Genomic DNA, 25,452 nt, shown 5'->3' on the forward strand with positions numbered 1-25,452 from the left:
GTGCCGCCGCCACGCGACCGCCGGTGGCCGGGCGGCCGGGCGGCCGGTGGGACGGCCGGTGCAACCGGCCCGCCCGCGCCCGGCTCCGGTGGCGGGTTCGCCGGTGGCGAGGGTGGTGCGTGCGCTGCGCGGGATGCCCAATCCGCGGCTGACCGGGCTCGGCAGCGGTCTGTTCTGCGCTGCCGTGATGACCCTGCTGGGCTTCCTCGACGAGCTGCTGTTCGGCGCGTCCCTCACCGCGTACGGGGTGCTGTTCGTGCCGGTGAGTCTGCTCACCGCGCTCTGGGTGCGCCGGGGCGACCTGCTGACCGCCCCCGTCGTCGTGCCGATCGCCTTCGCCGTGGGCCTGGTGCCCGTGGCGGAGAGCGGGGACGGCGGTCTCGGCGGACGGCTGATGGGGATCGTGACCGCGCTGGCCACCGAGGCCGGGTGGCTGTACGGCGGGACGCTGGTCGCCGGGTCGACCGTGATCGTCCGCCGGATCCGGCTGATGCGGCGCCGGGCCGCCGCCGCCCGCAACCGGCCCCCCGCGTGACCGCTCCCGCTCAGCCGGCCGCGTGCATCGCCGCGCCCACGATCCCCGCGTTGTTCTGCAGCTCGGCGGGGACGATCTCGGCCCGGACGCCCTTGATGTGGGGCAGGAACTTCTGGGACTTGCGGCTGACCCCGCCGCCGATGATGAAGAGCTCCGGCGAGAACAGCATCTCGACGTGCGCGAGGTACTTCTGGACCCGGTGGGCCCAGTGCTCCCACGACATGTCGTGGTCGTCCTTGACCTTGCTGGAGGCGCGCTTCTCCGCGTCGTGACCGTCCAGCTCCAGGTGGCCCAGCTCGGTGTTGGGGACCAGGAGGCCGTCGGTGAACACCGCGCTGCCGATGCCGGTGCCGAAGGTGAGCAGGATGACCGTGCCCTTGCGGCCGCGCCCGGCGCCGAAGTGCATCTCGGCCACGCCGGCCGCGTCCGCGTCGTTGACCACCGTCACGTCCAGCCCGCCCAGCCGCTCGCCGAACAGGGCGCGCGCGTCGGTGTCGACCCAGCTCTTGTCCACGTTGGCCGCGGTGCGCACCGTCGCGCCGCCCGTCACCACGCCCGGGAAGGTGAGGCCGACCGGGCCGGTCCAGCCGAAGTGCTCGACGACCTCCTTGACCCCGTCGGCCACACCGTCGGGGGTCGCCGGGTGCGGGGTCAGCACCTTGCAGCGCTCCTGGGCCAGGTCGCCCCTGTCGAGGTCCACAGGGGCGCCCTTGATCCCGGATCCGCCGATGTCCACGCCGAAGATCTGCATGGCCCTACGTTACGACGGACGACTGACAGTCACCCAGGCGGTGCCCCGGCCCGTCAGTCCCCGCCCGTCAGTCCCCGGCCCGTCAGTCCCGGCCGGTCAGTCCCCCGCGGTCCCCGAGCCGCCCCGCTCCGCCACCAGGGACGCCGCCTCCTCGCGCAGGTCGCGGCGCAGTTCCTTGGGCAGCGAGAAGATGATCGACTCCTCGGCGGCCTTGACGATCTCCACGTCCTCGAAGCCGCGCCGCGACAGCCATTCCAGGACCTGCTCGACCAGCACGTCCGGTACGGAGGCGCCGGAGGTGACGCCGACCGTGGTGACGCCGTCCAGCCAGGTCTCGTCGATCTCGTCGGCGAAGTCCACCAGGTACGCCGCGCGGGAGCCGGCCTGCTTGGCGACCTCGACCAGGCGCTTGGAGTTGGAGGAGTTGCGGGAGCCGACGACGATCACCAGCTCGGCCTCGGCACCCATCTGCTTCACCGCGAGCTGGCGGTTCTGCGTGGCGTAGCAGATGTCGTCGCTGGGCGGGGAGATGAGCTGCGGGAACTTGTCCTTGAGCGCGTCGACGGTCTCCATCGTCTCGTCGACCGAGAGGGTGGTCTGGGAGAGCCAGACCACCTTGGACGGGTCGCGGACCTCGACCTTCGCGACGTCCTCGGGTCCGTCGACGAGCTGGATGTGGTCGGGGGCCTCGCCGGAGGTGCCGATGACCTCCTCGTGGCCCTCGTGGCCGATGAGCAGGATGTCGTAGTCGTCGTTCGCGAAGCGGACGGCTTCCTTGTGGACCTTGGTGACGAGCGGGCAGGTGGCGTCGATGGTGGCGAGCCTGCCGCGCTCGGCCTCCTCGTGGACGACGGGGGCCACGCCGTGCGCGGAGAACATCACGATGTTCCCCTCGGGGACCTCCTCCGTCCGCTCGACGAAGATCGCGCCCTTCTTCTCCAGGGTCTGGACGACGTACTTGTTGTGGACGATCTCGTGCCGGACGTACACCGGAGCCCCGTACTGCTCCAGGGCTTTCTCGACGGCGATCACGGCGCGGTCCACACCCGCGCAGTAGCCACGGGGGGCGGCGAGCAGGACACGGCGGCCAGGCGAAGCAGTCATGGCACCCATCGTAAGGCCGCGTTCGGCGGGTCAGAGATCGCGTGGGTGCGGCGTTGCCGGGGAGACTGGCGGGAACGTTCCGAGGCGGAGCCCGAAGCGGAAACCGGGGCGAGGACCGAGGCACTGGCGGAGGCACCATGGCGCAGAGCGGTACGACGGCCCCGGAGGCCGGTGGGGAACAGCGGCTGAGGCGCAGTCTCGGCTTCAGGGACCTGGTCGTCTACGGGCTGCTGTTCATCGCGCCCATGGCGCCGGTCGGCGTGTTCGGCACGCTGGACGCCAAGTCGCACGGTGCGGTCGCCCTCGTCTACCTGGTCGCCACGGTCGCGATGGCGTTCACCGCGTTCAGCTACGCGCAGATGGTGCGGGTGGTCCCCCAGGCGGGGTCGGTGTTCGCCTACGCGCGCGCGGGTCTCGGCAACGGGGCCGGGTTCGTCGCCGGGTGGATGGCGATGCTGGACTACGTCCTCATCCCTGCGGTGGCCTACCTCTTCTCCGGCATCGCCATGGAGGCGCTGGTCCCCGAGGTGTCGCGGTGGGTGTGGACGGCGATCGCGGTGGTCGTCACGACGCTGCTGAACCTGTGGGGGGTGCGGACGGCGGCCCGGGTGGGCTTCCTGGTGCTCGCCATGGAGATCGTCGTACTGATCGTCTTCGTGGCGACGGCGATCGTGGTCCTGGCGCAGGACGGGGCCGAGCGCGACTGGCTGTCGCCGCTGTCGGGGGACGGCACGCAGGGGGCGTTCGCGCTGTCGGCGGTGGTCGGGGCGGTGTCGGTGGCGGTGCTGTCGTACCTGGGCTTCGACGCGATCGCCACGTTCGCCGAGGAGGTCACCGGCGGTTCGGCGAAGGTCGCGCGGGCGCTGCTGTTCTGCCTGGCGCTGGCGGGCGTGCTGTTCGTGGCGCAGACGTACCTGGTGGCGCTCCTCGAGCCGGTGTCGTCGGCGCAGCTCGCGGCGGAGCCGGAGCGGCAGGGGTCGGCGTTCTACGACGCCGTGGACGCGTCGGTGGGCACGTGGCTGCACGATCTGGTGGCGGTGAGCAAGGCGATCGGCGCGGCGTTCGCGGCGCTGGCCGGGCAGGCGGCGGCCGGGCGGCTGCTGTTCGCGATGGGCCGGGACCGGCGGCTGCCGGGGGTGCTGGCGCGGACGGACGCCGGGGTGCCGCGCGTGGCGCTGCTGGTGTCGGCGGTGATCACCATGGCGGCGGCGGTGTGGGCGGCGCGCCGGGACGACGGTCTCGACCACCTGGTCTCGGTGGTCGACGTGGGCGCGCTGACCGCGTTCACGCTGCTGCACGCGAGCGTGGTGGGCTGGTTCGTGGTGCGGCGCGGCGCGGGCCGGGTGAGCTGGTGGCGGCATCTGCTGGTGCCGGTGCTCGGCGCGGCGATCACGATCGCGGTGATCGTGGAGGCGTCCGGGACCGCCCAGGTGGTCGGCGCGATCTGGCTGGCGGTGGGTCTGGCGGTGCTGGCGGCGCAGTGGAGGGGGCGGCGCGACGCGGAGACGACGGGGGCGTGAGGCGTGGGCCGCGCGTGCACACCGGCTCGACGCGGCTGATGGGTGACCGGGCCGCAGGGACACGGGCTCGACCCGGTTCAAGGGCCGGGTCCGAAGGACCGACAGACGCGGGGGCCACGGACTCGGCGCGAGCCGGAGAGCCAGGACCGCGGGGGCGACGGGCGCGGCGGAGAGGCGGCGGGAGGGGGAGGTCGGCGCGGACTGGGGCGGTGGTGCGGTCGGCGGGTGGGGGGAACGGGCTCGCCGGGGCCTGATTGTCGGACCCGGCCGTTACGCTCGGGCGCATGGCTGCCAACTCGACCCCCGAAAGTCCGCTGCCCGTGGGCGAGGTGTCCCGGCTGATCGGGGGCTGGATCGACCGGCTCGGCGCGGTCTGGGTCGAGGGGCAGATCACGCAGTTGTCGCGGCGGCCGGGCGCCGGTGTGGTGTTCCTGACACTGCGCGACCCGTCGTACGACATCTCCGTGAGCGTGACCTGCTACCGGCAGGTGTTCGACGCCGTGGCGGACGTGGTCGGCGAGGGCGCGCGGGTGGTCGTGCACGCGAAGCCGGAGTGGTACGCGCCGCGGGGGCAGCTGTCGCTGCGGGCCGCCGAGATCAAGCCGGTGGGCGTCGGTGAGCTGCTGGCGCGGCTGGAGCAGCTGAAGAAGGCGCTCGCGCGCGAGGGGCTGTTCGCGGCGGAGCGGAAGCAGCCGCTGCCGTTCCTGCCGCAGCTGATCGGGCTGGTCTGCGGGCGGGCCTCGGCCGCCGAGCGGGACGTCCTGGAGAACGCCCGGCACCGCTGGCCCGCCGTCCGCTTCGAGGTGCGCAACGTCCCGGTGCAGGGCGTGCACGCGGTGCCGCAGGTGGTGCAGGCGGTGAAGGAGCTGGACGCGCGGGACGACGTGGACGTGATCGTCGTCGCGCGCGGCGGCGGCAGCGTGGAGGACCTGCTGCCGTTCTCCGACGAGCAGCTGGTGCGGGCGGTCGCCGCCTGCCGTACGCCGGTCGTCTCGGCGATCGGCCACGAGCCGGACAGCCCGCTGCTCGACCTGGTGGCCGACCTGCGCGCTTCCACGCCGACCGACGCCGCGAAGAAGGTCGTGCCGGACGTCGGCGAGGAGTACGAGCGGGTACGGCTGCTGCGGGACCGCGCCCGGCGGTGCGTGGCGGCGTTCGTCGACCGCGAGGAGCGCGGGCTGGCCCACGCGCTGGCCCGGCCGTCGATACAGGACCCGCACCGGATGATCGAGGAGCGGGCCGAGCAGGTGACGGCGCTCCTGGACCGGGGACGCCGTTCGCTGCGGCACCACCTCGACCGGGCCGACTCCGAGCTGACGCACACGCACGCGCGCGTGGTGGCCCTCTCCCCCGCCGCCACCCTCAAGCGCGGGTACGCGGTGCTCCAGCGGGCCGACGGCCACGCGGTCCGCGACCCCGGCGAGGTGGAGCCCGGCGAGACCCTGCGGGCGCGGGTGTCCGAGGGCGATTTCTCCGTACGAGTCGACGCATAGGGTGGGTGGATGACCAGCGAGGTGGAGCAGCCGACGGCGATGTCCGAGGCGCTCAGGTACGAGCAGGCGCGGGACGAGCTGATCGAGGTCGTCCGGCGGCTGGAGGCCGGCGGCACGACGCTGGAGGAGTCCCTCGCCCTGTGGGAGCGGGGCGAGGAGCTGGCGCAGGTGTGCCGCCGCCGGCTGGACGGCGCGCGGGCCCGCCTGGACGCGGCGCTGGCCGAGGAGGCGGACCCGGAGGACGGAGCCTCCGGCGCGGACGGCGGCGGGGCCGACTAGGCCTCCCGGGCCGGGCCCTTCGCAGGGCCCTCGGCCAGGGTGTGTGCGACGAGGGCGTTGGCGTGTCCGTGGCCCATGCCGTGCTCGGCCTTGAGCCAGGCGACGAGTTCCATGTGCTTGGTGAGCGGCGAGGACCGGATGAGGTCCTTCCACTCCGCGACCGGGCGGCCGTACTTCTTCTCGATGGACGGGAAGTACGAGGCCGGGCCCTTCACGGTGGCGGTCATGTCGATGCGCTCCCTGGGGACGAGGTGCGGGGTACGGGTCACGAGTGGTGTTGTGCCCTTGAGACCGCGGCCGGCGCGGGAAGTGATCGGCGGCCGCGTGTGATGCGCGTCACCCGACCGTCAGCGAGGTGAAGCGGGGCCACTGCCGCTCCGGCCCGTCGTTGCGCACACTGAGCGAGAAGCCCCCGGCGCCCTCCGGGGCCCGCCACCGGCCCGCGCGGACCGTCGCGCAGCTCTCGCCGTCGACGCTCACCCGCACGTGCCGCGGGGTCACGGAGACGGTGATCCGGTGGGTGGCGGAGGGTTTCAGCCGGCAGCTCCGTCGGTCGCCGGTTCCCTCCGGGTCCTGCGTGGTGAGGCTCGCCGTGTGGTGGCCGACGGAGAGCGACACGGGGTGTTCGCTGCCCGCCCGCAAGGTGATGCCGACGCTGTTGGAGGTGCCGTGCAGGCCTCCGACGGCGGCGCGCAGGCGGTAGTCGGTCCAGTCGGCGGTGGCGAACGGGCGGTAGTCGGCCGAGGCGTACGCCGTGCCGGCCGGGGGACGGCTGTCGCCGGTGAGCATCCCGGGCCCGGTCTGCCCGGTGGCACCGGTCGTCTGCCAGTGCGCCGGGTGGGACAGCGGCCGGTCGGCGTCCTGCGGCGTCACGGTGGCCCGGCGGGCCAGTTCGCGCAGCAGACCGGCCGCGGTGGTGTCCCGGGTGACCTCGAGGCGCTGCACCTGTCCGGCGGCGGCCGCACGCGGCCCGGCCGGCAGCGGACGCGCCGCGCTGTTGGTGAGCGTGGCCGTGAAACGCTCCCGCAGCATGGACCGCAGGGCGTCGGCGTCGCTGGCGTCCAGGTTGGACTCGTCCAGCCGTTCCGAGAAGGGGTAGGCGAAGAGCCGGGGGCGGGGCAGGTCGTGCCGCACGAGGTCGCGGACCGACCGGTCGAGGTCCTCCGCGACCCGGCGCCGGTACTCGTCGGAGGTCTCCACGCGCCCTTCGTCCGCGAGCCACAGCCGGTTGGTGAACACCGACCGCTCGTGTCCGGCGGCGTCCACCGCCGCCCGTTCGTGGCTGAGGTGGGTGTGGGCCTGGAAGTCCCAGCGCCCCGACCGCGCCATCCGTTCCACCTCGGGCCAGGAGAGGTAGTACGGCCGGTGGGTGCCCACCTGTCCGGTGATCAGGTAGGCGGCCGCCTTCATTCCGTACCTGGCCAGGACCGGGTCGGCGTGCGTCCACAGTCCGTGCGTGCCGTCGTCGAAGGTGAGGTGGACGGTGCGCGGTCCCGGGGCGCGGCCGGTGCGCAGGAAGTCGGTGAACTCCCGGGTGGTCAGCGTGCGGTAGCCGGCGTCGCGCAGGGCGCGCAGCTGGGCGTCGAGGTGCTCCGGGGTGACGGTGTAGCGGCTGCGGTCGTCGGGGCCGACGTCGTGGTAGGCGAGGACCACGGGCGCGTTCCCGGCGGGCGCCGCCTTGGCGTCCGCGCCGGGGCCGGGGCCGGGGCCGCCGTCGCCGGAGACGGGAGGCGCGGCCTGTTCGGCCACCGCGTGCCGGAGGGCGTCGTACTGCCAGGCGGCGGTGAAGGGCAGGGCCACGACGGCCGCCGTGAGCAGTCCGAGGGCGACGCGCAGCAGTGGGCGCCCGTCCGGCGTCCGCCGGGGCCGGTCAACACGGGAGCCGTCGCTTCTCACAGCCACCGTCCCCGGGTGACGACGAACACGTAGACCAGGGCGACGGCGGCGCATGTGAGGCCGACGGCGAGCGAGCGGCCCAGCCCGCTCAGCAGGACTCTCATGCGGCACTCCTCGACCAGACGCCGCGGCGCAGCGTGAGCAGGGCGTACGGCAGCAGCCAGGCCAGTACGCAGCAGGACAGCAGGCTCATCAGGGGGCGGCAGCGCCAGGCGCGGTCCCCGGGGTGGTCGAGCCGGTAGGCGAGGCCCCAGACGCAGCCCTTGAGGACGACCCCGCCCAGGTACAGCAGGGTCAGCAGGCCGGCCAGGTGCAGCGGGGCCCACAGCAGGTGCCGTACGACCAGGGCCGGTGCCGCGATCACCCACAGGGCGTGCCCGTAGTACAGGGCGGCGGCGGCCGGGCCCCGGCGCCACATGAAGCGGCCGGTGAAGAAGAGGTTCCTGATGAAGCTCTTCTTCCAGCGGATCTGCTGGCGCAGGAAGGAGCCGGGGCGGGACGGCACCCGGGTCCACACGCGGGCCGCACGGGTGTAGCCGACCTCCCAGCGCAGCTCGGGGTAGTCGTGGTCGCGGACGAAGGGGGAGTCGGCGTGCCGGTCCTTGAGGGCGCGGCCGTGCCAGGCCTGGCCCAGGACGTAGCCGGTGAGCTGGCGGTCGGTGGCGAAGCGGAAGGGGGCGCCGAGGAAGCGGTCCTCGGCCCAGGCGGGCAGGTAGTTCCAGACAGCTTCCCGGCGGAAGGCGGCGAGCGGTCCGGAGACGCAGGTCACCGAGCCGAAGGCGGCCTCGGCGGCCTTGCTGATCCGGAACTGCCCCTCGTACCAGATGTCCTGGATCCGGGCCAGCAGACCGGCGTCGGTGTTGAGTGCCCGGCAGTGTCCACTGACCGCCCCCAGTTCGGGGTGCCGGACCAGGGCGGTCACGCAGTGCCGTACGGCGTCCGGGGCGACGACGCAGTCGGAGTCGGTGAACAGCAGCACGTCCCCGTCGGCGACGGCGCAGGCGCGGACCAGCGCGCCCTTCTTGCCGAGGTTCTGCTCCAGCCGGATCAGGGTGAGCGGCAGCTCCGCGGCGAGGCGTTCCAGCACGTCCGGTGTGCCGTCGTCGGAGGCGTCGTCGACCACGACGAGCTGCAGGTCGGGGTAGTCCACGGCGGCCATGGAGCGCACGCAGGCCTCGATGTGCGCGCGTTCGTTGCGTACGGCCAGCAGGAAGCTCACCCGGGGCCGCGCGGGCAGGGCCGGGAAGGCCTCGGCGTGGCGCGGGCGGCTGCGCACCGGGCGTACGGCCGGGTCGTCGTAGCGGCTGTAGGCGAGGTGGAGGAGGCAGACGGTGCCGGCCAGGACCGCCAGGCCGTAGAGCGCGAGCGGGTCGAAGGCGTGCGGCAGGCGGACGGCGCCGCGGGCCAGCAGCAGCAGGAGGGGCAGCAGGGCGAGCAGGGTGAGCAGCCGCACGACGTCGCGGCGGACGCGGGGGTCCAGGGCGTCGAGGCGGGTGCCGAGCCGGTGGCGGGCGGCGGAGCGGACCGGGGTGGCCGGGCCGTGCCCGGGGCGCAGGACGGTCATGCGGTGGCCTCCGCGGCGGGAGGGACGCCGGTGGCGGCCCGCGCCGCCGCCTTGGTGAGCGGGCCGCGCTGGCGGGTGTCCAGGACGGGCGGGGCGTCGTCGGCGCACAGCCAGGTCAGGTCGTGCACGGGATGGACGGTGTTCAGGACGACCAGGTCCCAGGGCCGGGTGTGCGGGTCGGGCAGGTGGTGCAGCGCGTCCCCGCCGACGCGGAGCGAGGGCACCAGGGGGTCGCAGTACGCGACGTGCGCGCCGGCCTCGGCGAGCCCGGCGAGGATCTCCAGGGCGGGGCTCTCCCGGACGTCGGCCACGCCCTCCTTGTAGGCGACGCCGATCAGCAGGACGCGGGCGCCGCGCGCGGGGACGGCGGCGTCCGCGAGCAGGTCGAGGGCGCGTTCGGTGATCCGTGCGGGCCGGCGGCTGTTGGCGGCGAGGGCGGTGGCGACCAGCGGCGCCTGCTGCCGGACCTTGCCCAACTGCCAGAGCAGGTAGTGCGGGTCGCACGGGATGCAGTGACCGCCGACGCCGGGCCCCGGGTAGAAGGGCATGAAGCCGTACGGCTTGGTCGCGGCGGCCTCGATCACCGGGGCCGGTGCCAGGCCGAGGGAGTGGCACGCGTCGGCGAGTTCGTTGGCCAGGGCGATGTTGACGGCGCGGTAGGTGTTCTCCCAGAGCTTGGCCATCTCGGCGGTCTCGGGGTCGGGGACCGTCCGGACGGCGGAGGCCGTCGGGGCCAGCAGGTCCGCGGCGGCGCGGCTGCTGCGCGGTCCGGCGCCGCCGACCAGGCGCGGGGTGCGTTCGGGGGTGTGGCGTTCGTTGCCGGGGTCGATCCGCTCGGGGGCGAAGGCGACGTACACGTCCTCGTCGACGGTGAGCCCGCGGGCCCGCAGCGGTTCGACCAGCAGGTCGCGGGTGGTGCCGACGTAGCTGGTGGAGGTGAGCACGACCAACTGGCCGGGCACGGCGTGCTCCACCACCGAGGCGCAGGCGGCGGACAGCGCGGCGAGATCGGGCCGGCGCCGGGCGTCGACGGGGGTGGGCACACAGATGACCACGGCGTCGGCGTCGCGCACCGCCGTGGCGTCCGGGGTGAGCCGGAAGCGGTCGCCTGCCGAGGCGCAGGCCAGTTGCGCGTGGTGCAGCGGGAGCAGGTCCACGGCTCCGCGTGCGATGTCCCGCAGCCGCTCCGGACTGCTGTCGACGCCGATGACGGTGGCGCCCGCGTCGCAGAGGGCGAGTGCGGTGGGGAGGCCCACATAGCCGAGCCCCACGACCGCGACGGTTGGTCCGGATACATCAAGGTGCGTACTGTCCGACTTGAATTTCACCTTTCGTCATATAGGCGCACCGCGCAGAGGCCGGTTCCCCCGACACACGCGCCGCCGTACACGCCAGGGCCCCTTCACTCGGGCGGGCGTGTGAAGCGGATCACCGCAATCCCCTTTTGGTTGAAGCTTGAACTTCTTTGGCGTAGTGTCGTCGGCGTCAACGGCCCCCGGTCCCCACACCGCGCGGAGCCGACGCATCCCCGGAGAAAGATCACGCATGTCTCTCGTTCTTGACCCCGCCGCCCAGGACCTGCTGTTCCGCGAGGCCCGCACGGCGAACACCTTCACCGACGAGCCGGTGACCGACGAGCAGGTGCAGGCGATCTACGACCTGGTCAAGTACGGCCCGACCGCCTTCAACCAGTCGCCGCTGCGCATCACGCTGGTCCGCTCCCCCGAGGCCCGCGAGCGCCTGGTCGCCCACATGGCCGAGGGCAACCGGCCGAAGACCGCCGCCGCCCCGCTGGTCGCGATCCTGTCCGCGGACAACGAGTTCCACGAGGAGCTGCCGGAGCTCTTCCCGCACTTCCCCGCCGCGAAGGACGCCTTCTTCAGCGAGCGTCCGGTCCGCGAGGGCGCGGCCACCCTGAACGCCGCCCTCCAGGCCGCGTACTTCATCGTCGGCGTCCGCGCCGCGGGCCTGGCCGCCGGGCCGATGACCGGCCTCGACTTCGAGGGCGTGCGCAAGGAGTTCCTGGACGACGACCACACCCCGCTGATGGTCGTGAGCATCGGCCGTCCGGGCCCGGACGCCTGGTTCCCGCGCTCCCCGCGGCTGGCCTACGACCAGGTCGTCACCACGGTCTGAGTCACGCGGCACCGCACACCACGACGAAGCCCCCGGCGAGCTGCCGGGGGCTTCGTCGTGCTGTGCGGTGTGCGATCCGGGCCGTGCACCCGGGGGCCGGGGGCTGGTAGCCGGGGGCCGGTAGAGGGTGGCCGGTGGCCGGTCAGGCCAGCTTCAGGGCCGCCGCCATCTTGCCGAGCTGCTCGAACGACCCGGTGCCGGCCACGACCGTCGTCGCGCCCTTCATGTAGAGGGTGGCCGGTGGCCGGTCAGGCCAGCTTCAGGGCCGCCGCCATCTTGCCGAGCTGCTCGAACGACCCGGTGCCGGCCACGACCGTCGTCGCGCCCTTCATGTCGCCGGTGCCGTCCAGCACCAGCGCGTCGTACCGGCCGCCCGTGTACCGCGTCCAGGTCCGGCCGCCGATCTCCTCGGTCCGCTCGGTCGCCTCCCCGCCCTGGCTGGCGTCGCGGATGAACGTGGACGGCTTCTTCGTGGACTGCTCGACCGCCACGTACTCGCCGTCCGGGGCCCGGAACCCCAGGTGCCAGGCGTCGGAGTCGTCACCGCGGAAGCGGACGGAGGTCGGCTTCCAGTCCTCGGACAGCCCTTCGGGCGCCGCCACCGGATACGACGCGGCGCGCTGCGCGGTCAGCAGTTCGACCCGGTAGTCGACCCGCTTGACGTCCGGTTCGCCGTCGTCGTGCGGGATGAAGATCCAGATCACGCCCGCCGCGAGGACGATGACCCCGAGGGACAGAATCATGTCCCGGGCCGACTTCTGCTTGCCTTTCATACCTGCCACGCCCCCTATCGTCGCAGGTGCCCGCTCCGCTCATACGTGGGGTCCCCTGCTCATTTTGTCGGACTGACGATAGAGTCGTGGCCATACCCTCATCCGGCCGTCGTCGTATCAGAAAGGTGCGTTCCGATGACCGAGCATCATCTCCCGTCCGAGCTGGACGTCCCCTCGGAGGCCCCCGACCGCAACCTCGCCATGGAGCTAGTGCGGGTCACCGAGGCCGCGGCGATGGCCGCGGGCCGCTGGGTCGGGCGCGGTGACAAGAACGGCGCCGACGGTGCCGCGGTACGCGCCATGCGGACCCTCGTCCACACCGTCTCGATGAACGGCGTCGTCGTCATCGGCGAGGGCGAGAAGGACGAGGCCCCGATGCTCTTCAACGGAGAGCGGGTCGGCGACGGCACCGGGGCCGAGGTCGACATCGCCGTCGACCCGATCGACGGCACCACGCTGACCGCCAACGGCATGACCAACGCGATCGCGGTGCTGGCCGCGGCCGAGCGCGGCTCCATGTTCGACCCGTCCGCGGTCTTCTACATGGACAAGCTGGTCACGGGCCCCGAGGCCGCCGACTTCGTCGACATCAACGCGCCCGTCGCCGTGAACATCCGCCGGATCGCCAAGGCCAAGCGGCGCACGCCCGAGGACGTCACCGTCGTCATCCTCGACCGGCCGCGGCACCAGGGCCTCATCAAGGAGGTCCGGGAGACCGGCGCCCGGATCAAGCTGATCTCCGACGGCGACGTGGCCGGCTCCATCCTGGCCCTGCGCGAGGGCACCGGCATCGACCTGCTGCTCGGCATCGGCGGCACGCCGGAGGGCATCATCTCGGCCTGCGCCGTGAAGTGCCTGGGCGGCACCATCCAGGGCAAGCTGTGGCCCAAGGACGACGGGGAGCGGCAGCGCGCGGTCGACGCCGGGCACGACCTGGACCGGGTGCTGACCACCGACGACCTGGTCTCCGGGGACAACGTCTTCTTCGTCGCGACCGGCATCACCGACGGCGAGCTGCTGCGCGGGGTGCGGTACCGCTCGGAGACGGCGACGACCGACTCGATCGTGATGCGGTCCAAGTCGGGGACGGTGCGGCGGATCGACTCCGAGCACCGGCTGAGCAAGCTGCGGGCGTACAGCGCGGTGGATTTCGACCGGGCGAAGTGACTCCGTCGGTGTCGCGGGGCGCCTGTTGAGCTGGGGGTGCCTGTCGCGTGGCGGGTGCGGGTGCGTCGTGGCTGGTCGCGCCCACGCGGCGGAGCCGCAGATCGGACACAGCCCCGCGCCCCTTGGTTGACTGCGCTCCCCGGCGTCGAAAGGGCACCCTCTGTGCGGAGAGGGTGCCCTTTCGGGTGTCTGGGTTCTAGCCGGCCGCCGCTATGCGGCCCGTCGTGCGGGCGGCGTTCTTGAGTTCCACGTCGCGGCGGCGGCGTCGGGCCAGGACCACGCGGCGTTCGGCGGCGGTGAGGCCGCCCCAGACGCCGTAGGGCTCGGGCTGCAGGAGGGCGTGTTCGCGGCACTCGACCATGACCGGACAGCGCGCGCAGACGCGCTTGGCGGCCTCTTCGCGGGAGAGCCGGGCGGCGGTCGGTTCCTTGGAGGGGGCGAAGAACAGTCCGGCCTCGTCGCGCCGGCACACCGCCTCGGTGTGCCAGGGAGCGTCTTGGTCCCTGTCCCGCACGGGCCCCCGCTGGGCCGGAACGGCAGCTACCTGCAGGGACGAATGCGGCGGTTGCAGCACGGGTCTACTCCTGACGACGGCTTCGCTAGCGAGAGACGATGCGTCAAGGCTTACCCGTTGTACGCGCGCCTATGCACTGGGTTCCCGACCGCTGCCGGTGCCGTCCTACACGTGCTTGCGCAAACCCTTCTCGACGCGTCGGTGCACCCGGTCGAGGATGTCGGCGACGACCTTGCCGCGCTTGGGGCGGGCCTCCACGCTGCCCAGTACGGCCCAGCCGTCCATGTAGATGACGGGGGCCTCGGCCTCGTCGGAGTCGAGGGTGTGGACCTCGAAGCTGCCGAGCACGCTGCCGCCGGCACCGCGCACCGACACGTTCTCCGGGACGCGCACCTCGACGCTGCCGAAGACGGAGAACGCCTTGATGACGACCTGCTGGTACTCGAAGACCGCCTCGCTGAGGTCGATCTCGACGCTGCCGAAGACCGCGTAGGCGTGGATGCGGCGGTTCGCCCGCCAGCGGCCCTTGCGGACGGCGCTGCTGAAGACCGCCACCACGTTCTCGTCGGGCTCCGCCGGGATGGCGTCGGCGGTGGGGCGGTGGGGAGCCGGGGCGGTGGTCTCCCGGCCGCGGTGGGCGGCGGGCAGGTCGCGCACGAAGACGTCCAGCTCGCCCACGGTCTTGGCGGCCAGCACGCCCTCGACGCGCTCGGCGTGCTCGTCGGCGGTGAGCCGTCCCTCGGCGAGGGCCTCGCGCAGCATGTCGGCGACGCGGTCGCGGTCGGCGTCCGAGGCGCGCAGCTCGGAGGTGCGCGGGGCGGCGGCTGGGGCGTGCTTCTGAAGGTCCACGGCAGTAGCGTACCGAAACGCGATAGATCGCGACTAGCCCTGTGGACAACCTTGTCGCGGACCGGGCCGGACCGGAACCCGGCCGGGCCGGAACCGGGGCCGGGCCGGGCCGGAACCGGGGCCGGCTCCACTGAGCCTTACCTCACAAGCTCGGCGTCGTCGGCAGGTTTTACGCTGGTTGACGCTGCCAATGGAGGCCAGCCGTCGTTGCTGAGGAATCCAGCCGCGCGTGATGTCGAGTGAGGAATGGGCGAGATGCCTGAGTTCGCGTACACCGATCTGCTCCCCCAGGGCGAGGACACCACTCCGTACCGGCTGGTGACCGCCGAGGGTGTTTCCACCTTCGAGGCCGACGGGCGGACCTTCCTCAAGGTGGAGCCGGAGGCCCTGCGCAAGCTGGCCGAGAAGGCCGTCCACGACATCCAGCACTACCTGCGCCCGGCGCACCTGGCACAGCTGCGCCGCATCATCGACGACCCGGAGGCGTCCGGCAACGACAAGTTCGTCGCCCTGGACCTGCTGAAGAACGCGAACATCGCGGCGGCGGGCGTGCTGCCGATGTGCCAGGACACCGGCACGGCGATCGTCATGGGCAAGCGCGGCCAGAACGTGCTCACCGAGGGCGGCGACGAGGAGGCCCTGAGCCGGGGCATCTACGACGCGTACAAGAACCTGAACCTGCGCTACTCGCAGATGGCCCCGCTGACCATGTGGGAGGAGAAGAACACCGGCTCCAACCTCCCGGCCCAGATCGAGCTGTACGCGACCGACGGCGGCGCCTACAAGTTCCTGTTCATGGCGAAGGGCGGCGGCTCGGCCAACAAGTCCTTCCTCTACCAGGAGACGAAGGCCGTCCTGAACGAGTCCTCCATGATGAAGTTCCTGGAGGAGAAGATCCGCTCGCTGGGCACGGCCGCCTGCCCGCCGTACCACCTGGCGATCGTGGTCGGCGGCACGTCGGCCGAGTACGCGCTGAAGACCGCGAAGTACGCCTCCGCGCACTACCTGGACGAGATCCCGGCCGAGGGCTCGGAGCTCGGGCACGGCTTCCGGGACAAGGAGCTGGAGGAGAAGGTCTTCGAGCTGACCCAGAGGATCGGCATCGGCGCGCAGTTCGGCGGCAAGTACTTCTGCCACGACGTGCGCGTGGTGCGGCTGCCCCGGCACGGGGCGTCCTGCCCGGTCGCCATCGCGGTGTCCTGCTCGGCGGACCGGCAGGCGGTCGCGAAGATCACCGCCGAGGGCGTCTTCCTGGAGCAGCTGGAGACCGACCCGGCGCGGTTCCTGCCGGAGACCACGGACGAGCAGCTGGCGGAGGAGGGTGACGTCGTCAAGGTCGACCTCAACCAGCCGATGGACGACATCCTCGCCGAGCTGACCAGGCACCCGGTCAAGACCCGGCTGTCGCTGACCGGTCCGCTGGTGGTGGCCCGCGACATCGCGCACGCCAAGATCAAGGAGCGGCTGGACGCGGGCGAGGAGATGCCGCAGTACCTCAAGGACCACCCGGTGTACTACGCGGGCCCGGCCAAGACGCCCGAGGGTTACGCCTCCGGGTCCTTCGGTCCGACCACCGCCGGGCGCATGGACTCCTACGTCGAGCAGTTCCAGGCGGCGGGCGGCTCCAAGGTGATGCTGGCCAAGGGCAACCGGAGCAAGCAGGTCACCGACGCGTGCGACGCGCACGGCGGCTTCTACCTGGGCTCGATCGGCGGGCCCGCGGCGCGGCTCGCGCAGGACTGCATCAAGAAGGTCGAGGTCGTCGAGTACGAGGAGCTGGGCATGGAGGCGGTCTGGAAGATCGAGGTCGAGGACTTCCCGGCGTTCATCGTGGTGGACGACAAGGGCAACGACTTCTTCCAGGACCCGGCGCCCGCACCGACGTTCACGACGATTCCGGTACGGGGGCCGGGCCTGGCGTAACGCTCACTCCTAGGCAGCAGGCCGGTCCGGCTCCGTCCGGACCGGCCTTTCGCCGCTCCCCGCCGTCCGGATATCGAACAGACGGTTCTTCTTTCGGACAACCTGCCCTCCCGGGCGTCCGTTCCATTGACTGCCCCGGCTCCCCCTGTGAGTCTTTCGCCGCTCCGACATGTACACGCCATGCGTACATGCCATGCGTGGCCACCCCTCAGCCACTTCTGGAGGACCAAGGTGAAACGAAGATTCGCCGTGGCGAGCCTGTCCCTCGCCGTCGTGCTCGGCCTCGGCACACTCCCCGCCGTCGCCGCCGGCACCACGCCCGCCGCCCAGTCGCCCGACGTCGACGTGACGAAGGTGACGGCGCACCTGACCGAGCTGCACTCCATAGCCGGGCGCAACGGCGGCACCCGCCGCTCGACCGGCCAGGGGTACCGCGACTCCGTCGCCTACGTGAAGGGCAAGCTGCAGGCGGCCGGTTACACCGTCACCGAGCAGCCGTGCACCTCCGGTTGCAGCAGCGGCGCCGGCCCCAACCTGATCGCCGAGTGGCCGCACGGCGACGCGAACGACGTGTACATGTTCGGCGCCCACCTGGACAGCGTCTCGGCGGGCCCCGGCATGAACGACAACGGCTCGGGCTCGGCCGCCCTCCTGGAGAACGCCCTGACCCTGGCGCGGCAGAACCCGACGATGCAGGGCCGGGTCCGCTTCGCCTGGTGGACCGACGAGGAACAGGGCCTCAACGGCTCCGACTTCTACGTCCGCTCGCTCTCCTCGGCGCAGCGGTCCGCGATCACGGCGTACTACAACTTCGACATGATCGCCTCCACCAACGGCGGCTACTTCGTCAACCACGTCACCTCGTCCGCCGCCGCGCCGATGAAGGCGTACTGGGACTCGCTGGGCCTGCAGCCCGAGGAGAACACCGAGGGCGCCGGGCGCAGCGACGACTACTCCTTCGAGCAGTACGGCATCCCGACCTCGGGCTACGCGATGGGCGCCAGTGCCCGCAAGACCTCCGCGCAGGCCGCCAAGTGGGGCGGTACCGCCGGGTCCTCGTACGACCCGTGCTACCACCGGTCGTGCGACAACCTGGACAACATCAACACCACCGGCCTGGACCGCGCGTCGGACGGCATCGCGTACACCATCTGGCAGCGCGCCGTGGGCACCGGCGACGACGGCGGCGACGGCTGCGACACCACCCCCGTCGTCAACGGCGGCTTCGAGAGCGGCAGCTCGCCGTGGACCGGGGACACCGGCACCATCGGCGCCCACTCGGGCCAGTCGGCGCACACCGGGACCCGCTTCGCGTGGCTCGCCGGTTACGGCTCCACGCACACCGAGTCGGTCGGCCAGACGGTGACCGTGCCGGCCGGATGCACCCGGCTGACGTACTGGCTGCACATCGACACCGACGAGACGGGCACGACGGCGTACGACACCTTCAAGGTGAAGGCCGACGGCACCACGCTCGCCACCCTGTCCAACGTGGACGCCCGCGACGGCTACGTGCAGCGCACGGTCGACCTCGGCGCCCACGCCGGCCGGCAGGTGGCCCTGAGCTTCACCGGCAGCGAGGACGGCAGCCTGCAGACCGGCTTCGTCCTGGACGACGTGAGCCTGCTGGAGGGCTGACCCGCCGGGCGGGTGCCGACCACGGCGTGACCCGGCACCCGTTCGGCCCGGCCCCGGAACATCCGCGTCGCCCCGCACGCTGTACCCGGTATGAGCGAATACCGCATCGAGCACGACTCCATGGGCGAGGTCCGCGTCCCCGCGGACGCCAAGTGGCGCGCCCAGACGCAGCGCGCCGTCGAGAACTTCCCCGTCTCCGGGCAGCGCATCGAGCGCGCGCACATCGAGGCGCTCGCGCGGATCAAGGGCGCGGCGGCGAAGGTCAACGCCGAGCTGGGAGTGCTCGACGAGGACCTCGCCGGCGCGATCCAGGAGGCGGCGGGTGAGGTGGCCGAGGGGAAGTGGGACGAGCACTTCCCCGTCGACGTGTTCCAGACCGGGTCCGGGACCTCGTCCAACATGAACACCAACGAGGTCGTCGCCACCCTGGCCAGTGAACGGCTCGGCCGCGACGTGCATCCCAACGACCACGTCAACGCCTCCCAGTCGTCCAACGACGTCTTCCCGTCCTCGATCCACATCGCCGCCACCGCCGCCGTCACCCGCGACCTGGTGCCGGCCCTGGACCATCTCGCCGGCGCTTTGGAGCGCAAGGCCGAGGAGTTCGCCGACGTGGTGAAGTCCGGGCGTACGCACCTCATGGACGCCACGCCCGTGACCCTGGGCCAGGAGTTCGGCGGCTACGCGGCCCAGGTGCGGTACGGCATCGAGCGGCTCCAGGCGTCGCTCCCCCGGCTCGCCGAGCTGCCGCTGGGCGGCACCGCGGTCGGCACCGGCATCAACACCCCGCCCGGCTTCTCCGCCGCCGTCATCGAGGAGGTGGCCCGCGCGACGGGGCTGCCGCTGACCGAGGCGCGCGACCACTTCGAGGCGCAGGGCGCCAGGGACGGCATCGTCGAGACCAGCGGGCAGCTGCGGACCATCGGCGTCGGACTCACGAAGATCGCCAACGACCTGCGCTGGATGGCGTCCGGGCCGCGCACCGGGCTCGCCGAGATCTCGCTGCCCGACCTCCAGCCCGGGTCGTCCATCATGCCCGGCAAGGTCAACCCGGTGATCCCCGAGGCGGTCCTCATGGTCGCCGCCCAGGTCACCGGCAACGACGCGACGGTCGCCGCGGCGGGCGCGGCCGGCAACTTCGAGCTGAACGTGATGCTGCCGGTCATCGCCAAGAACGTGCTGGAGTCGGTGCGGCTGCTCGCCAACGTCTCCCGGCTGCTGGCCGACCGGACCGTGGACGGGATCGTCGCGCACCCCGAGCGGGCCCGCGAGTACGCCGAGTCGTCCCCCTCCGTCGTCACGCCGCTCAACAAGTACATCGGGTACGAGGAGGCCGCCAAGGTCGCCAAGAGGGCGCTGGCCGAGCGGAAGACGATCCGGCAGACCGTGCTGGAGGGCGGATACGTGGAACGCGGCGACCTCACGAAGGAGCAGCTGGACGAGGCCCTGGACGTGCTGCGGATGACCCGCCCGTGAGAGGGGCGGGCGATCACGGGAGCGTACGCCGGCGCACGCTCTCGCGATCTTCGGCGCGTCGATTGGCCATGGCACCTAATATCTCTCCATGACAGACGGAGAAGCGGTGAGCGCGGCGGCGGGGCCGGGGGCGGCGGGCCCGCCGGGCCCGGTGGAGCACTGGGCGCCCGGCAGCCACATCCTGTGGCGGTACCGGGAGAACGGCGGCCCGCACATCCACATCGCGCGCCCCGTCACCGTCGTACGGGACGACGCCGACCTGCTCGCCGTGTGGCTGGCGCCCGGCACCGAGTGTGTGAAGCCGGTCCTGGCCGACGGCACGCCCGTGCACCTGGAACCGCTGGCCACGCGCTACACCAAGCCGCGCGCCGTGCAGCGCGACCGGTGGTTCGGCACGGGGGTGCTGAAGCTGGCCCGGCCCGGCGAGGCCTGGTCGGTGTGGCTGTTCTGGGACCCGGGCTGGCGCTTCAAGAACTGGTACGTGAACCTGGAGCGGCCGCTGACCCGTTGGGAGGGCGGGGTCGACTCCGAGGACCATTTCCTGGACATCTCCGTCCACCCGGACCGCACCTGGCACTGGCGGGACGAGGACGAGTTCGCGCAGGCCCTGCGGGACGGCCTGATGGACCCCGGGTCGGCCGGGCGGGTGCGCCGGGCGGGGCGGTCGGCGGTGGCGGAGATCCGTGCCTGGGGGTCACCGTTCGCCGACGGGTGGGAGCACTGGCGGCCCGATCCGGCGTGGCCGGTACCGTCGCTGCCGGGGGACTGGGATCGCACGCCCGCGCACGTCTCCTCATGAGACCCTTGATGTGCCCCCCGGCAAGAAACGTAGGATCGTCCTCCGCAATGAGCGCGGCAGCGGCAACCGGCGGAGCGTGCGCTGTGCTTGACCGATCGTCACCGAGGGGCGGCAGGACGTGAGCGAGGGGTACGAGGGCAACACGCAGACGGGCCGCGGACGGCCCGCCGGTGACACAGGAACAGCCTCTGACCACGCGGGAACCCCGTTCCTTGGGCACGGATTGCGGGTATCGGGATTTCTGCGGGACGAACTGCACGCGCCGCGCGCAGTCCCGGACGGATGGATTCGACACGCGTGACGGAGCACCCGACCTCCTTCGACCGCCCCTCGACGGGCGCCGACCCCACGGATCCCCGCGGGGCGCTCCTGCCTGCCCCGGTGCCGCCGCGCGCCTCCGGGTCCGCGTTACCGGCCCAGGGGCGCACCGGGGAGACGCCGCCCACCGCGGGCGCGGACTCCGCGGGGGCCTTCGAGCACTCCCAGCCGGGCGCCGGGCAGGCGGCGGAGCCCGACACGCACCGCCCGCGGCCCGGGTCCGAGGGCGTTCCCGTACAGCCGGACGGCGGGCAGCCGGGCGGTGTGCCGGACGGCTCGGCCCTGGACGGCGTGCCCGGCGGCGGGCAGGCCGCTCCGGCGCGGCCGGGCTCCGAGGTGCCGGCCGGTGCCACGGACCTCCGCGGCGCCCCGGCGGAGCCGGACCGGCGTACCGGGCAGCCCACCGCGCCCGGACAGCCCACGCCCATGCGGCGGGACGGGGACCGGCTGCGCTTCGTGGGCGCCGCGACCCGGCGGATCGCCCGGGGCATGGACCTGGACGAGATCGTGATGGGGCTGTGCCGGGCCACCGTGCCCACCTTCGCGGACGCCATCCTCGTCTATCTGCGCGAGCCGCTGCCGGTCGGCGACGAGCGGCCCACCGGCCCCCTGGTCCTCAGGCTGCGGCGCACCGACCGCATACCGGCCGAGCGGGACACCGAGGGCGGCTTCGCACCCGCGGCCCAGCCGGAGCCCTCCGAGCTGGAGACGGTCGGCGCCGAGCTGTGCGAGGTGCGGCCGGGCAGCGCGCTGGCCGAGGTGCTGCGCGGGGTGCGCCCGGTCTTCACGGACACCCCGGCCGCCCGCGCCGCGCTGCCCGAACTGCTGGGCGAGGAGCGCGACTTCCCCCTGCCCGACGGCCGCAGGGCGATCCTCGCGCCGCTGCGCGGCCGACGCCGGGTGATCGGCGCCGCGCTGTTCCTGCGCGGCCCGGAGCGCATCCCCTTCGAGGCCGACGACCTGCTGGTGGCCGCCCAGCTCGCCACGCACAGCGCGCTGGGCATCGACAAGGCGGTGCTGTACGGGCGGGAGGCGTACATCGCCGACGAGCTGCAGCGCACGATGCTCCCGGAGAACCTCCCGCGCTGCACCGGCGTACGGCTGGCCTCCCGCTACCTCCCGGCCGCCGAGACCGCGCGGGTGGGCGGCGACTGGTACGACGCCATCCCGCTGCCGGGCAGCCGGGTCGCGCTGGTCGTCGGGGACGTGATGGGCCACTCCATGACGTCGGCGGCCATCATGGGCCAGCTGCGGACCACGGCGCAGACCCTGGCCGGGCTCGACCTGCCGCCGCAGGAGGTGCTCCACCACCTGGACGAGCAGGCGCAGCGACTGGGCACCGACCGGATGGCCACCTGCCTGTACGCGGTGTACGACCCGGTCGCGCACCGCATCACCGTCGCCAACGCCGGCCACCCGCCGCCCGTGCTGCTGCACCTGGGCGGCGAGGCCGAGGTGCTGCGCGTCCCGGCCGGCGCCCCGATCGGGGTGGGCGGCGTGGACTTCGAGGCCGTGGAGCTGGACGCCCCGGCCGGCGCGACCCTGCTCCTGTACACCGACGGGCTGGTGGAGTCCCGGCTGCGGGACGTGTGGACCGGCATAGAGCAGCTGCGGGAGCGCCTGGCGGCGACCGCGCAGCTGACCGGGCCGGACCATCCGCCGCCCCTGGAAGCCCTGTGCGACGAGGTGCTGGACATGCTCGGCCCGGGTGACCGGGACGACGACATCGCGCTGCTCGCCGCCCGTTTCGACGGCATCGCGCCCAGCGACGTGTCGTACTGGTTCCTGGACCCGGAGGACGCGGCGCCCGGCAAGGCCCGGCGGCTGGCCCGGCGGGCGCTCGCCCGCTGGGGCATGGAGGACCTCACGGACGCGGTGGAGCTGCTCGTCAGCGAGGTCGTGACCAACGCGGTGCGGTACGCCTCCAAGCCGGTCACCCTGCGGCTGCTGCGCACGGACGTGCTGCGCTGCGAGGTCGGCGACGACGTGCCGCAGCTGCCCCGGCTGCGGCAGGCGCGGGCGACCGACGAGGGCGGTCGCGGGCTGTACCTGGTGAACCGGCTGGCCCGGCGCTGGGGCGCGACGCGGCTGAGCACCGGCAAGGTGGTGTGGTTCGAGCTGAACCGCGGCTGAACCGCGGCCGGTCCGCGGCCGGTCCGCGGCCGGTGAACGGCGTCGCGCGAAGGGGCGCCCGGTGAGCACCGGGCGCCCCTTCGCGCGCGTCAGCGACCGCGTGCGGCCTACTGCCCCCAGTCCACGCCGGGGAGGTCCGGGTCCCCCGACTCGGTGGACCCGCCGTCCGGCGGCGGTTCGGTGGACGGGCTGTTCGACGGCGAGTTCGTCGGCGACTCCGGCGGTTCCTCGGTCGTCGGGTCGTTGGACGGCGGCGCCTCGGTCGTCGGGTCGTTGGACGGCGGCGGTGCCTCGGACGTCTCCTCATGGGTCGGCGACTTGGTCGGCGACTCGGGGGCCGTCGGCGACTTGCTCGGCCGCACCGCGGCGCCCTGCTTGGTCTCCAGGTCGAACTCGGTGACCTCGTCCATGACGCCGAAGGTGTACGCGGCCCAGATCTCCGCCGGCGGGCCACCGCCGTTGACGCGGTAGTCGACCCCGGCCGCCTTGTACATCGGGACCTGCTTGTGCGGCGGCTCGTCGTCCTCGCCGAACAGGCCGACGGAGGTGACGAGGCCGGGGGTGAAGCCGCTGAACCAGGCGGACTTGTTGTTGTCGGACGTACCGGTCTTGCCGGCCACCTTCTGCCCGTCGCGCAGCGGGTTCTCCCGGACGGACTTCTTGGCCGTACCGTCGTTGACCACGCCGGTGAGCACCGAGGTCACCGTGTCGGCGGCCTCCCGGCTGATGACCTGCTCGCCGATGGGGTCGGGCATCTCGACCTTGCGGTCCTTGTGCTCGACCGACTTCACGATCGCCGGGGTGACCTTCTTGCCGTGGTTGTCGAAGGTGGCGTAGACGCCTGCCATCTCCAGCGGGCTGGCGCCCATACTGCCCAGGGTCTGCGCGGGCACGGCCTGCTCGCCCTCGGTGTCCATGCCGAGGTCGGCGGCGACCTTCATGACCTCGGGCATGCCGACGTCGATGCCCATCTGCGCGAAGACGGAGTTGACGGACTTGTTCATCGCCTCCTGGACGTCGATCTCGCCGTAGTCGTGGTCGTCCTCGTTGGGCGGTGCGAAGCCGACCTCCTTGTCGCCGTCCATCACGGGGCGCTCGCTGTCGCCGTCGTAGAGGGTGTTGGCCGTGATCGGCACGCCGTCCTGGGTCTCGGCGTCGTGGTCCACGGCGGCGGCGAGGATGACCGGCTTGAAGGTGGAGGCGGGCTGGTAGTCGTCGCGGGTGGCGTTGTTGGTGTAGTGCTTCAGGTAGTTCACGCCGCCGTACATCGCCACGACGGAGCCGGTCTTCGGGTCGACGGAGGCGGCTCCGGCCTGGACGTCGGCGTCGACCTTGCGCTTGTCGGGGTCCAGCTTGCCCGTGAGCTGCTTCTTGACCGCCTCTTCCAGCGCGGCCTGCTTCTTCTTGTCGATGTTGAGGGTGACGGTGTAACCGCCGAGGTCCACCAGGGCCTTGGCCTGCTCCATGTCCTCGGCCGCGCCCTGGGCGACGAGCTGCTTCTTGAGCGCGTAGTCGGCCGCGTCGACCAGGTAGCCGACCTGGCCCTCCTTGCCCGCGGCGGCCTTGGGCTCCTTGGGCTCCGGGAACTTCATGCCCTGGCGGTCGCCCGCGCCGAGCCACTTCTGCTCGACCATGTTGTCCAGGACGTAGTTCCAGCGCTGCTGGACGAGCTTCTTGCCGGTCTCGCTGGCGATCGCCCAGTCGTACTGGTTCGGCGCCTGGAGCAGCGCGGAGAGGTACGCGCCCTGTTCGACCGTCAGGTCCTCGGCGTCGACGCGGTAGTAGGCCTGTGCGGCGGCCTGGATGCCGTAGGCGCCCCGGCCGTAGTAACTGGTGTTGATGTAGCCGGCCAGGATGTAGTCCTTGGACTTCTCCCGGTCCAGCTTGAGGGAGATGACCAGTTCCTTCAGCTTGCGCGAGACCGTCTGTTCCTGGGTCAGGTAGTAGTTCTTGACGTACTGCTGGGTGATCGTCGAACCGCCCTGCGCGCCCTTGCCGGAGAGGGTGTTGAGCACGCCGCGCGCGGTGCCCTTGAGGTCGACGCCGGCGTCGTTGTAGAAGGTCTTGTTCTCGGCGGCGACGAAGGTGCGCTGGACGTCCTTGGGGATCTTGGCGAGGTCGACGATCTCGCGGTTGCGCTCGCCCGTGCGCGCCATGATGCTGCCGTCGCTGTACTTGTAGACGTTGCTCTGCAGATCGGCCTCGGGGTTGCCCTCGGGGATGTCGATCATCATGTACAGCACGATGAAGGCGCCCATGCCGAGCAGGCAGAGGCCGAAGAACGTGCCGAGGATCTTCTTCCAGGTGAACAGCCGGCGTATCCGGCTCTTCCCGCCCGCGGCCGCGCCCGCGCCCGACGAACGGCGGCGTTTCGGCGCCGCGCGGCGTCCACCGCGCTGTCGCGCTTTTCTCTCTTCCGCTCGTCCCATGGGTCCGATCCGCTCCGCTTCGGTCATCTGTGGGCACGTCTCGCTCACGCGCCACACAGGTTCGTCGCTCAGGTCAGCTCAGAAAGCTAACACCGGGAGATGTGACAAACGGCAACCGATCCAGCCTTGTACGGACGTGAGAATCAGCACCCGCT

Annotated in this window: 21 protein-coding genes; 11 read left to right on the forward strand and 10 right to left on the reverse strand. The window is 72.5% G+C overall.

Annotated elements, in window-relative coordinates:
- Window positions 1-133 precede the first annotated feature (133 nt).
- Entirely contained in the window at window positions 134-535 is a 402-nt protein-coding gene (locus tag Sru02f_RS32520; RefSeq protein ID WP_373103632.1) for a DUF6542 domain-containing protein, read from the forward strand.
- 10 nt (window positions 536-545) lie between these two features.
- On the opposite strand, the gene ppgK is transcribed toward Sru02f_RS32520, so the two are convergent.
- Window positions 546-1,286 (reverse strand): polyphosphate--glucose phosphotransferase, encoded by a 741-nt coding sequence (ppgK, locus tag Sru02f_RS32525; protein WP_109033230.1) that lies wholly within the window; start codon window positions 1,284-1,286, stop codon window positions 546-548.
- 96 nt (window positions 1,287-1,382) lie between these two features.
- Window positions 1,383-2,399, reverse strand: coding sequence for a 4-hydroxy-3-methylbut-2-enyl diphosphate reductase (locus tag Sru02f_RS32530; protein WP_109033229.1), 1,017 nt, complete (start codon window positions 2,397-2,399; stop codon window positions 1,383-1,385).
- Between the two features lie 128 nt (window positions 2,400-2,527).
- Between Sru02f_RS32530 and Sru02f_RS32535 the strand changes: the two genes are divergently transcribed.
- The 3 genes from Sru02f_RS32535 (at window position 2,528) to Sru02f_RS32545 (ending at window position 5,682) form a co-directional block, all read left to right on the forward strand.
- On the forward strand, window positions 2,528-3,910 hold the full coding sequence (locus Sru02f_RS32535; protein WP_109033228.1) for an APC family permease: 1,383 nt from the start codon (window positions 2,528-2,530) through the stop codon (window positions 3,908-3,910).
- A gap of 284 nt (window positions 3,911-4,194) precedes the next feature.
- Window positions 4,195-5,403, forward strand: coding sequence for an exodeoxyribonuclease VII large subunit (gene xseA / locus Sru02f_RS32540; protein ID WP_003973922.1), 1,209 nt, complete (start codon window positions 4,195-4,197; stop codon window positions 5,401-5,403).
- A 9-nt stretch (window positions 5,404-5,412) separates the two neighbouring features.
- Window positions 5,413-5,682 carry an exodeoxyribonuclease VII small subunit gene (locus Sru02f_RS32545; RefSeq protein WP_109033227.1) on the forward strand — a complete coding sequence of 90 codons (270 nt, stop codon included), beginning with the start codon at window positions 5,413-5,415 and terminating at the stop codon, window positions 5,680-5,682.
- Here the strand turns inward: Sru02f_RS32545 and Sru02f_RS32550 are convergent.
- The 4 genes from Sru02f_RS32550 to Sru02f_RS32565 all read right to left on the reverse strand — a co-directional run bounded on the left by Sru02f_RS32550 (window position 5,679) and on the right by Sru02f_RS32565 (window position 10,470).
- Entirely contained in the window at window positions 5,679-5,909 is a 231-nt protein-coding gene (locus Sru02f_RS32550) for a DUF4287 domain-containing protein (RefSeq protein WP_167469699.1), read from the reverse strand. The two genes, Sru02f_RS32545 and Sru02f_RS32550, sit on opposite strands and share 4 nt — an antisense overlap.
- Before the next feature lie 109 nt (window positions 5,910-6,018).
- A complete protein-coding gene (locus Sru02f_RS32555) occupies window positions 6,019-7,578 on the reverse strand; it encodes a polysaccharide deacetylase family protein (protein WP_109033225.1) in 1,560 nt (519 codons plus the stop codon).
- Window positions 7,579-7,678: 100 nt separating this feature from the next.
- A complete protein-coding gene (locus Sru02f_RS32560; RefSeq protein WP_109033223.1) occupies window positions 7,679-9,142 on the reverse strand; it encodes a glycosyltransferase family 2 protein in 1,464 nt (487 codons plus the stop codon).
- Window positions 9,139-10,470, reverse strand: a complete 1,332-nt coding sequence (locus Sru02f_RS32565; protein WP_109033222.1) for a nucleotide sugar dehydrogenase — start codon at window positions 10,468-10,470, stop codon at window positions 9,139-9,141. The genes Sru02f_RS32560 and Sru02f_RS32565 overlap by 4 nt, the downstream gene beginning before the upstream one ends.
- 217 nt (window positions 10,471-10,687) lie before the next feature.
- Between Sru02f_RS32565 and Sru02f_RS32570 the strand changes: the two genes are divergently transcribed.
- Window positions 10,688-11,278: a malonic semialdehyde reductase gene (locus Sru02f_RS32570; protein ID WP_109033221.1), complete on the forward strand. Its 591-nt coding sequence runs from the start codon at window positions 10,688-10,690 to the stop codon at window positions 11,276-11,278.
- Window positions 11,279-11,526: 248 nt separating this feature from the next.
- Here Sru02f_RS32570 and Sru02f_RS32575 read toward each other — a convergent pair whose 3' ends face one another.
- The gene (locus Sru02f_RS32575) at window positions 11,527-12,051 is read right to left on the reverse strand and encodes a DUF4245 domain-containing protein (protein ID WP_109033220.1); all 525 of its coding nucleotides are present in this window, start codon (window positions 12,049-12,051) and stop codon (window positions 11,527-11,529) included.
- Between the two features lie 135 nt (window positions 12,052-12,186).
- Between Sru02f_RS32575 and glpX the strand changes: the two genes are divergently transcribed.
- Window positions 12,187-13,218 (forward strand): class II fructose-bisphosphatase, encoded by a 1,032-nt coding sequence (gene glpX / locus Sru02f_RS32580; protein WP_109033219.1) that lies wholly within the window; start codon window positions 12,187-12,189, stop codon window positions 13,216-13,218.
- A gap of 196 nt (window positions 13,219-13,414) precedes the next feature.
- Here the strand turns inward: glpX and Sru02f_RS32585 are convergent, their stop codons facing one another.
- Both Sru02f_RS32585 and Sru02f_RS32590 read right to left on the reverse strand, forming a co-directional pair.
- On the reverse strand, window positions 13,415-13,792 hold the full coding sequence (locus tag Sru02f_RS32585) for a WhiB family transcriptional regulator (protein WP_109033218.1): 378 nt from the start codon (window positions 13,790-13,792) through the stop codon (window positions 13,415-13,417).
- 105 nt (window positions 13,793-13,897) lie between these two features.
- Window positions 13,898-14,581, reverse strand: a complete 684-nt coding sequence (locus Sru02f_RS32590; protein WP_109033217.1) for a DUF1707 SHOCT-like domain-containing protein — start codon at window positions 14,579-14,581, stop codon at window positions 13,898-13,900.
- Between the two features lie 255 nt (window positions 14,582-14,836).
- Between Sru02f_RS32590 and Sru02f_RS32595 the strand changes: the two genes are divergently transcribed.
- The 5 genes from Sru02f_RS32595 (at window position 14,837) to Sru02f_RS32615 (ending at window position 22,868) form a co-directional block, all read left to right on the forward strand.
- On the forward strand, window positions 14,837-16,504 hold the full coding sequence (locus Sru02f_RS32595; protein WP_174855147.1) for a fumarate hydratase: 1,668 nt from the start codon (window positions 14,837-14,839) through the stop codon (window positions 16,502-16,504).
- A 180-nt stretch (window positions 16,505-16,684) separates the two neighbouring features.
- Window positions 16,685-18,142 (forward strand): M28 family peptidase, encoded by a 1,458-nt coding sequence (locus Sru02f_RS32600; RefSeq protein ID WP_109033215.1) that lies wholly within the window; start codon window positions 16,685-16,687, stop codon window positions 18,140-18,142.
- 90 nt (window positions 18,143-18,232) lie between these two features.
- Complete coding sequence (locus tag Sru02f_RS32605; RefSeq protein WP_109033214.1) at window positions 18,233-19,618, forward strand: class II fumarate hydratase; 1,386 nt, start codon at window positions 18,233-18,235, stop codon at window positions 19,616-19,618.
- Between the two features lie 88 nt (window positions 19,619-19,706).
- The gene (gene fomD, locus Sru02f_RS32610) at window positions 19,707-20,417 is read left to right on the forward strand and encodes a cytidylyl-2-hydroxypropylphosphonate hydrolase (protein WP_109033213.1); all 711 of its coding nucleotides are present in this window, start codon (window positions 19,707-19,709) and stop codon (window positions 20,415-20,417) included.
- A gap of 282 nt (window positions 20,418-20,699) precedes the next feature.
- Complete coding sequence (locus Sru02f_RS32615) at window positions 20,700-22,868, forward strand: SpoIIE family protein phosphatase (RefSeq protein ID WP_167469670.1); 2,169 nt, start codon at window positions 20,700-20,702, stop codon at window positions 22,866-22,868.
- Window positions 22,869-22,975: 107 nt separating this feature from the next.
- On the opposite strand, the gene Sru02f_RS32620 is transcribed toward Sru02f_RS32615, so the two are convergent.
- A complete protein-coding gene (locus Sru02f_RS32620) occupies window positions 22,976-25,297 on the reverse strand; it encodes a transglycosylase domain-containing protein (protein WP_164274242.1) in 2,322 nt (773 codons plus the stop codon).
- Between the last annotated feature and the right edge of the window lie 155 nt (window positions 25,298-25,452).

Source organism: Streptomyces rubrogriseus, from assembly GCF_027947575.1.
Taxonomy (GTDB): Bacteria; Actinomycetota; Actinomycetes; order Streptomycetales; family Streptomycetaceae; genus Streptomyces; species Streptomyces rubrogriseus.

What these genes read in the sequence shown, in the direction of transcription:
- fomD (WP_109033213.1), top strand. Translation starts at nt 19,707, where the DNA reads ATGACAGACGGAGAAGCGGTGAGCGCGGCGGCGGGGCCGGGGGCGGCG.
- Sru02f_RS32535 (WP_109033228.1), top strand. Translation starts at nt 2,528, where the DNA reads ATGGCGCAGAGCGGTACGACGGCCCCGGAGGCCGGTGGGGAACAGCGG.
- Sru02f_RS32620 (WP_164274242.1), bottom strand. Translation starts at nt 25,297, where the DNA reads ATGGGACGAGCGGAAGAGAGAAAAGCGCGACAGCGCGGTGGACGCCGC.
- Sru02f_RS32600 (WP_109033215.1), top strand. Translation starts at nt 16,685, where the DNA reads ATGCGTACATGCCATGCGTGGCCACCCCTCAGCCACTTCTGGAGGACC.
- Sru02f_RS32520 (WP_373103632.1), top strand. Translation starts at nt 134, where the DNA reads ATGCCCAATCCGCGGCTGACCGGGCTCGGCAGCGGTCTGTTCTGCGCT.
- Sru02f_RS32605 (WP_109033214.1), top strand. Translation starts at nt 18,233, where the DNA reads ATGAGCGAATACCGCATCGAGCACGACTCCATGGGCGAGGTCCGCGTC.
- Sru02f_RS32575 (WP_109033220.1), bottom strand. Translation starts at nt 12,051, where the DNA reads ATGAAAGGCAAGCAGAAGTCGGCCCGGGACATGATTCTGTCCCTCGGG.
- Sru02f_RS32560 (WP_109033223.1), bottom strand. Translation starts at nt 9,142, where the DNA reads ATGACCGTCCTGCGCCCCGGGCACGGCCCGGCCACCCCGGTCCGCTCC.
- Sru02f_RS32545 (WP_109033227.1), top strand. Translation starts at nt 5,413, where the DNA reads ATGACCAGCGAGGTGGAGCAGCCGACGGCGATGTCCGAGGCGCTCAGG.
- ppgK (WP_109033230.1), bottom strand. Translation starts at nt 1,286, where the DNA reads ATGCAGATCTTCGGCGTGGACATCGGCGGATCCGGGATCAAGGGCGCC.
- Sru02f_RS32615 (WP_167469670.1), top strand. Translation starts at nt 20,700, where the DNA reads ATGGATTCGACACGCGTGACGGAGCACCCGACCTCCTTCGACCGCCCC.
- Sru02f_RS32595 (WP_174855147.1), top strand. Translation starts at nt 14,837, where the DNA reads ATGCCTGAGTTCGCGTACACCGATCTGCTCCCCCAGGGCGAGGACACC.
- Sru02f_RS32530 (WP_109033229.1), bottom strand. Translation starts at nt 2,399, where the DNA reads ATGGGTGCCATGACTGCTTCGCCTGGCCGCCGTGTCCTGCTCGCCGCC.
- xseA (WP_003973922.1), top strand. Translation starts at nt 4,195, where the DNA reads ATGGCTGCCAACTCGACCCCCGAAAGTCCGCTGCCCGTGGGCGAGGTG.
- Sru02f_RS32570 (WP_109033221.1), top strand. Translation starts at nt 10,688, where the DNA reads ATGTCTCTCGTTCTTGACCCCGCCGCCCAGGACCTGCTGTTCCGCGAG.
- Sru02f_RS32550 (WP_167469699.1), bottom strand. Translation starts at nt 5,909, where the DNA reads ATGACCGCCACCGTGAAGGGCCCGGCCTCGTACTTCCCGTCCATCGAG.
- glpX (WP_109033219.1), top strand. Translation starts at nt 12,187, where the DNA reads ATGACCGAGCATCATCTCCCGTCCGAGCTGGACGTCCCCTCGGAGGCC.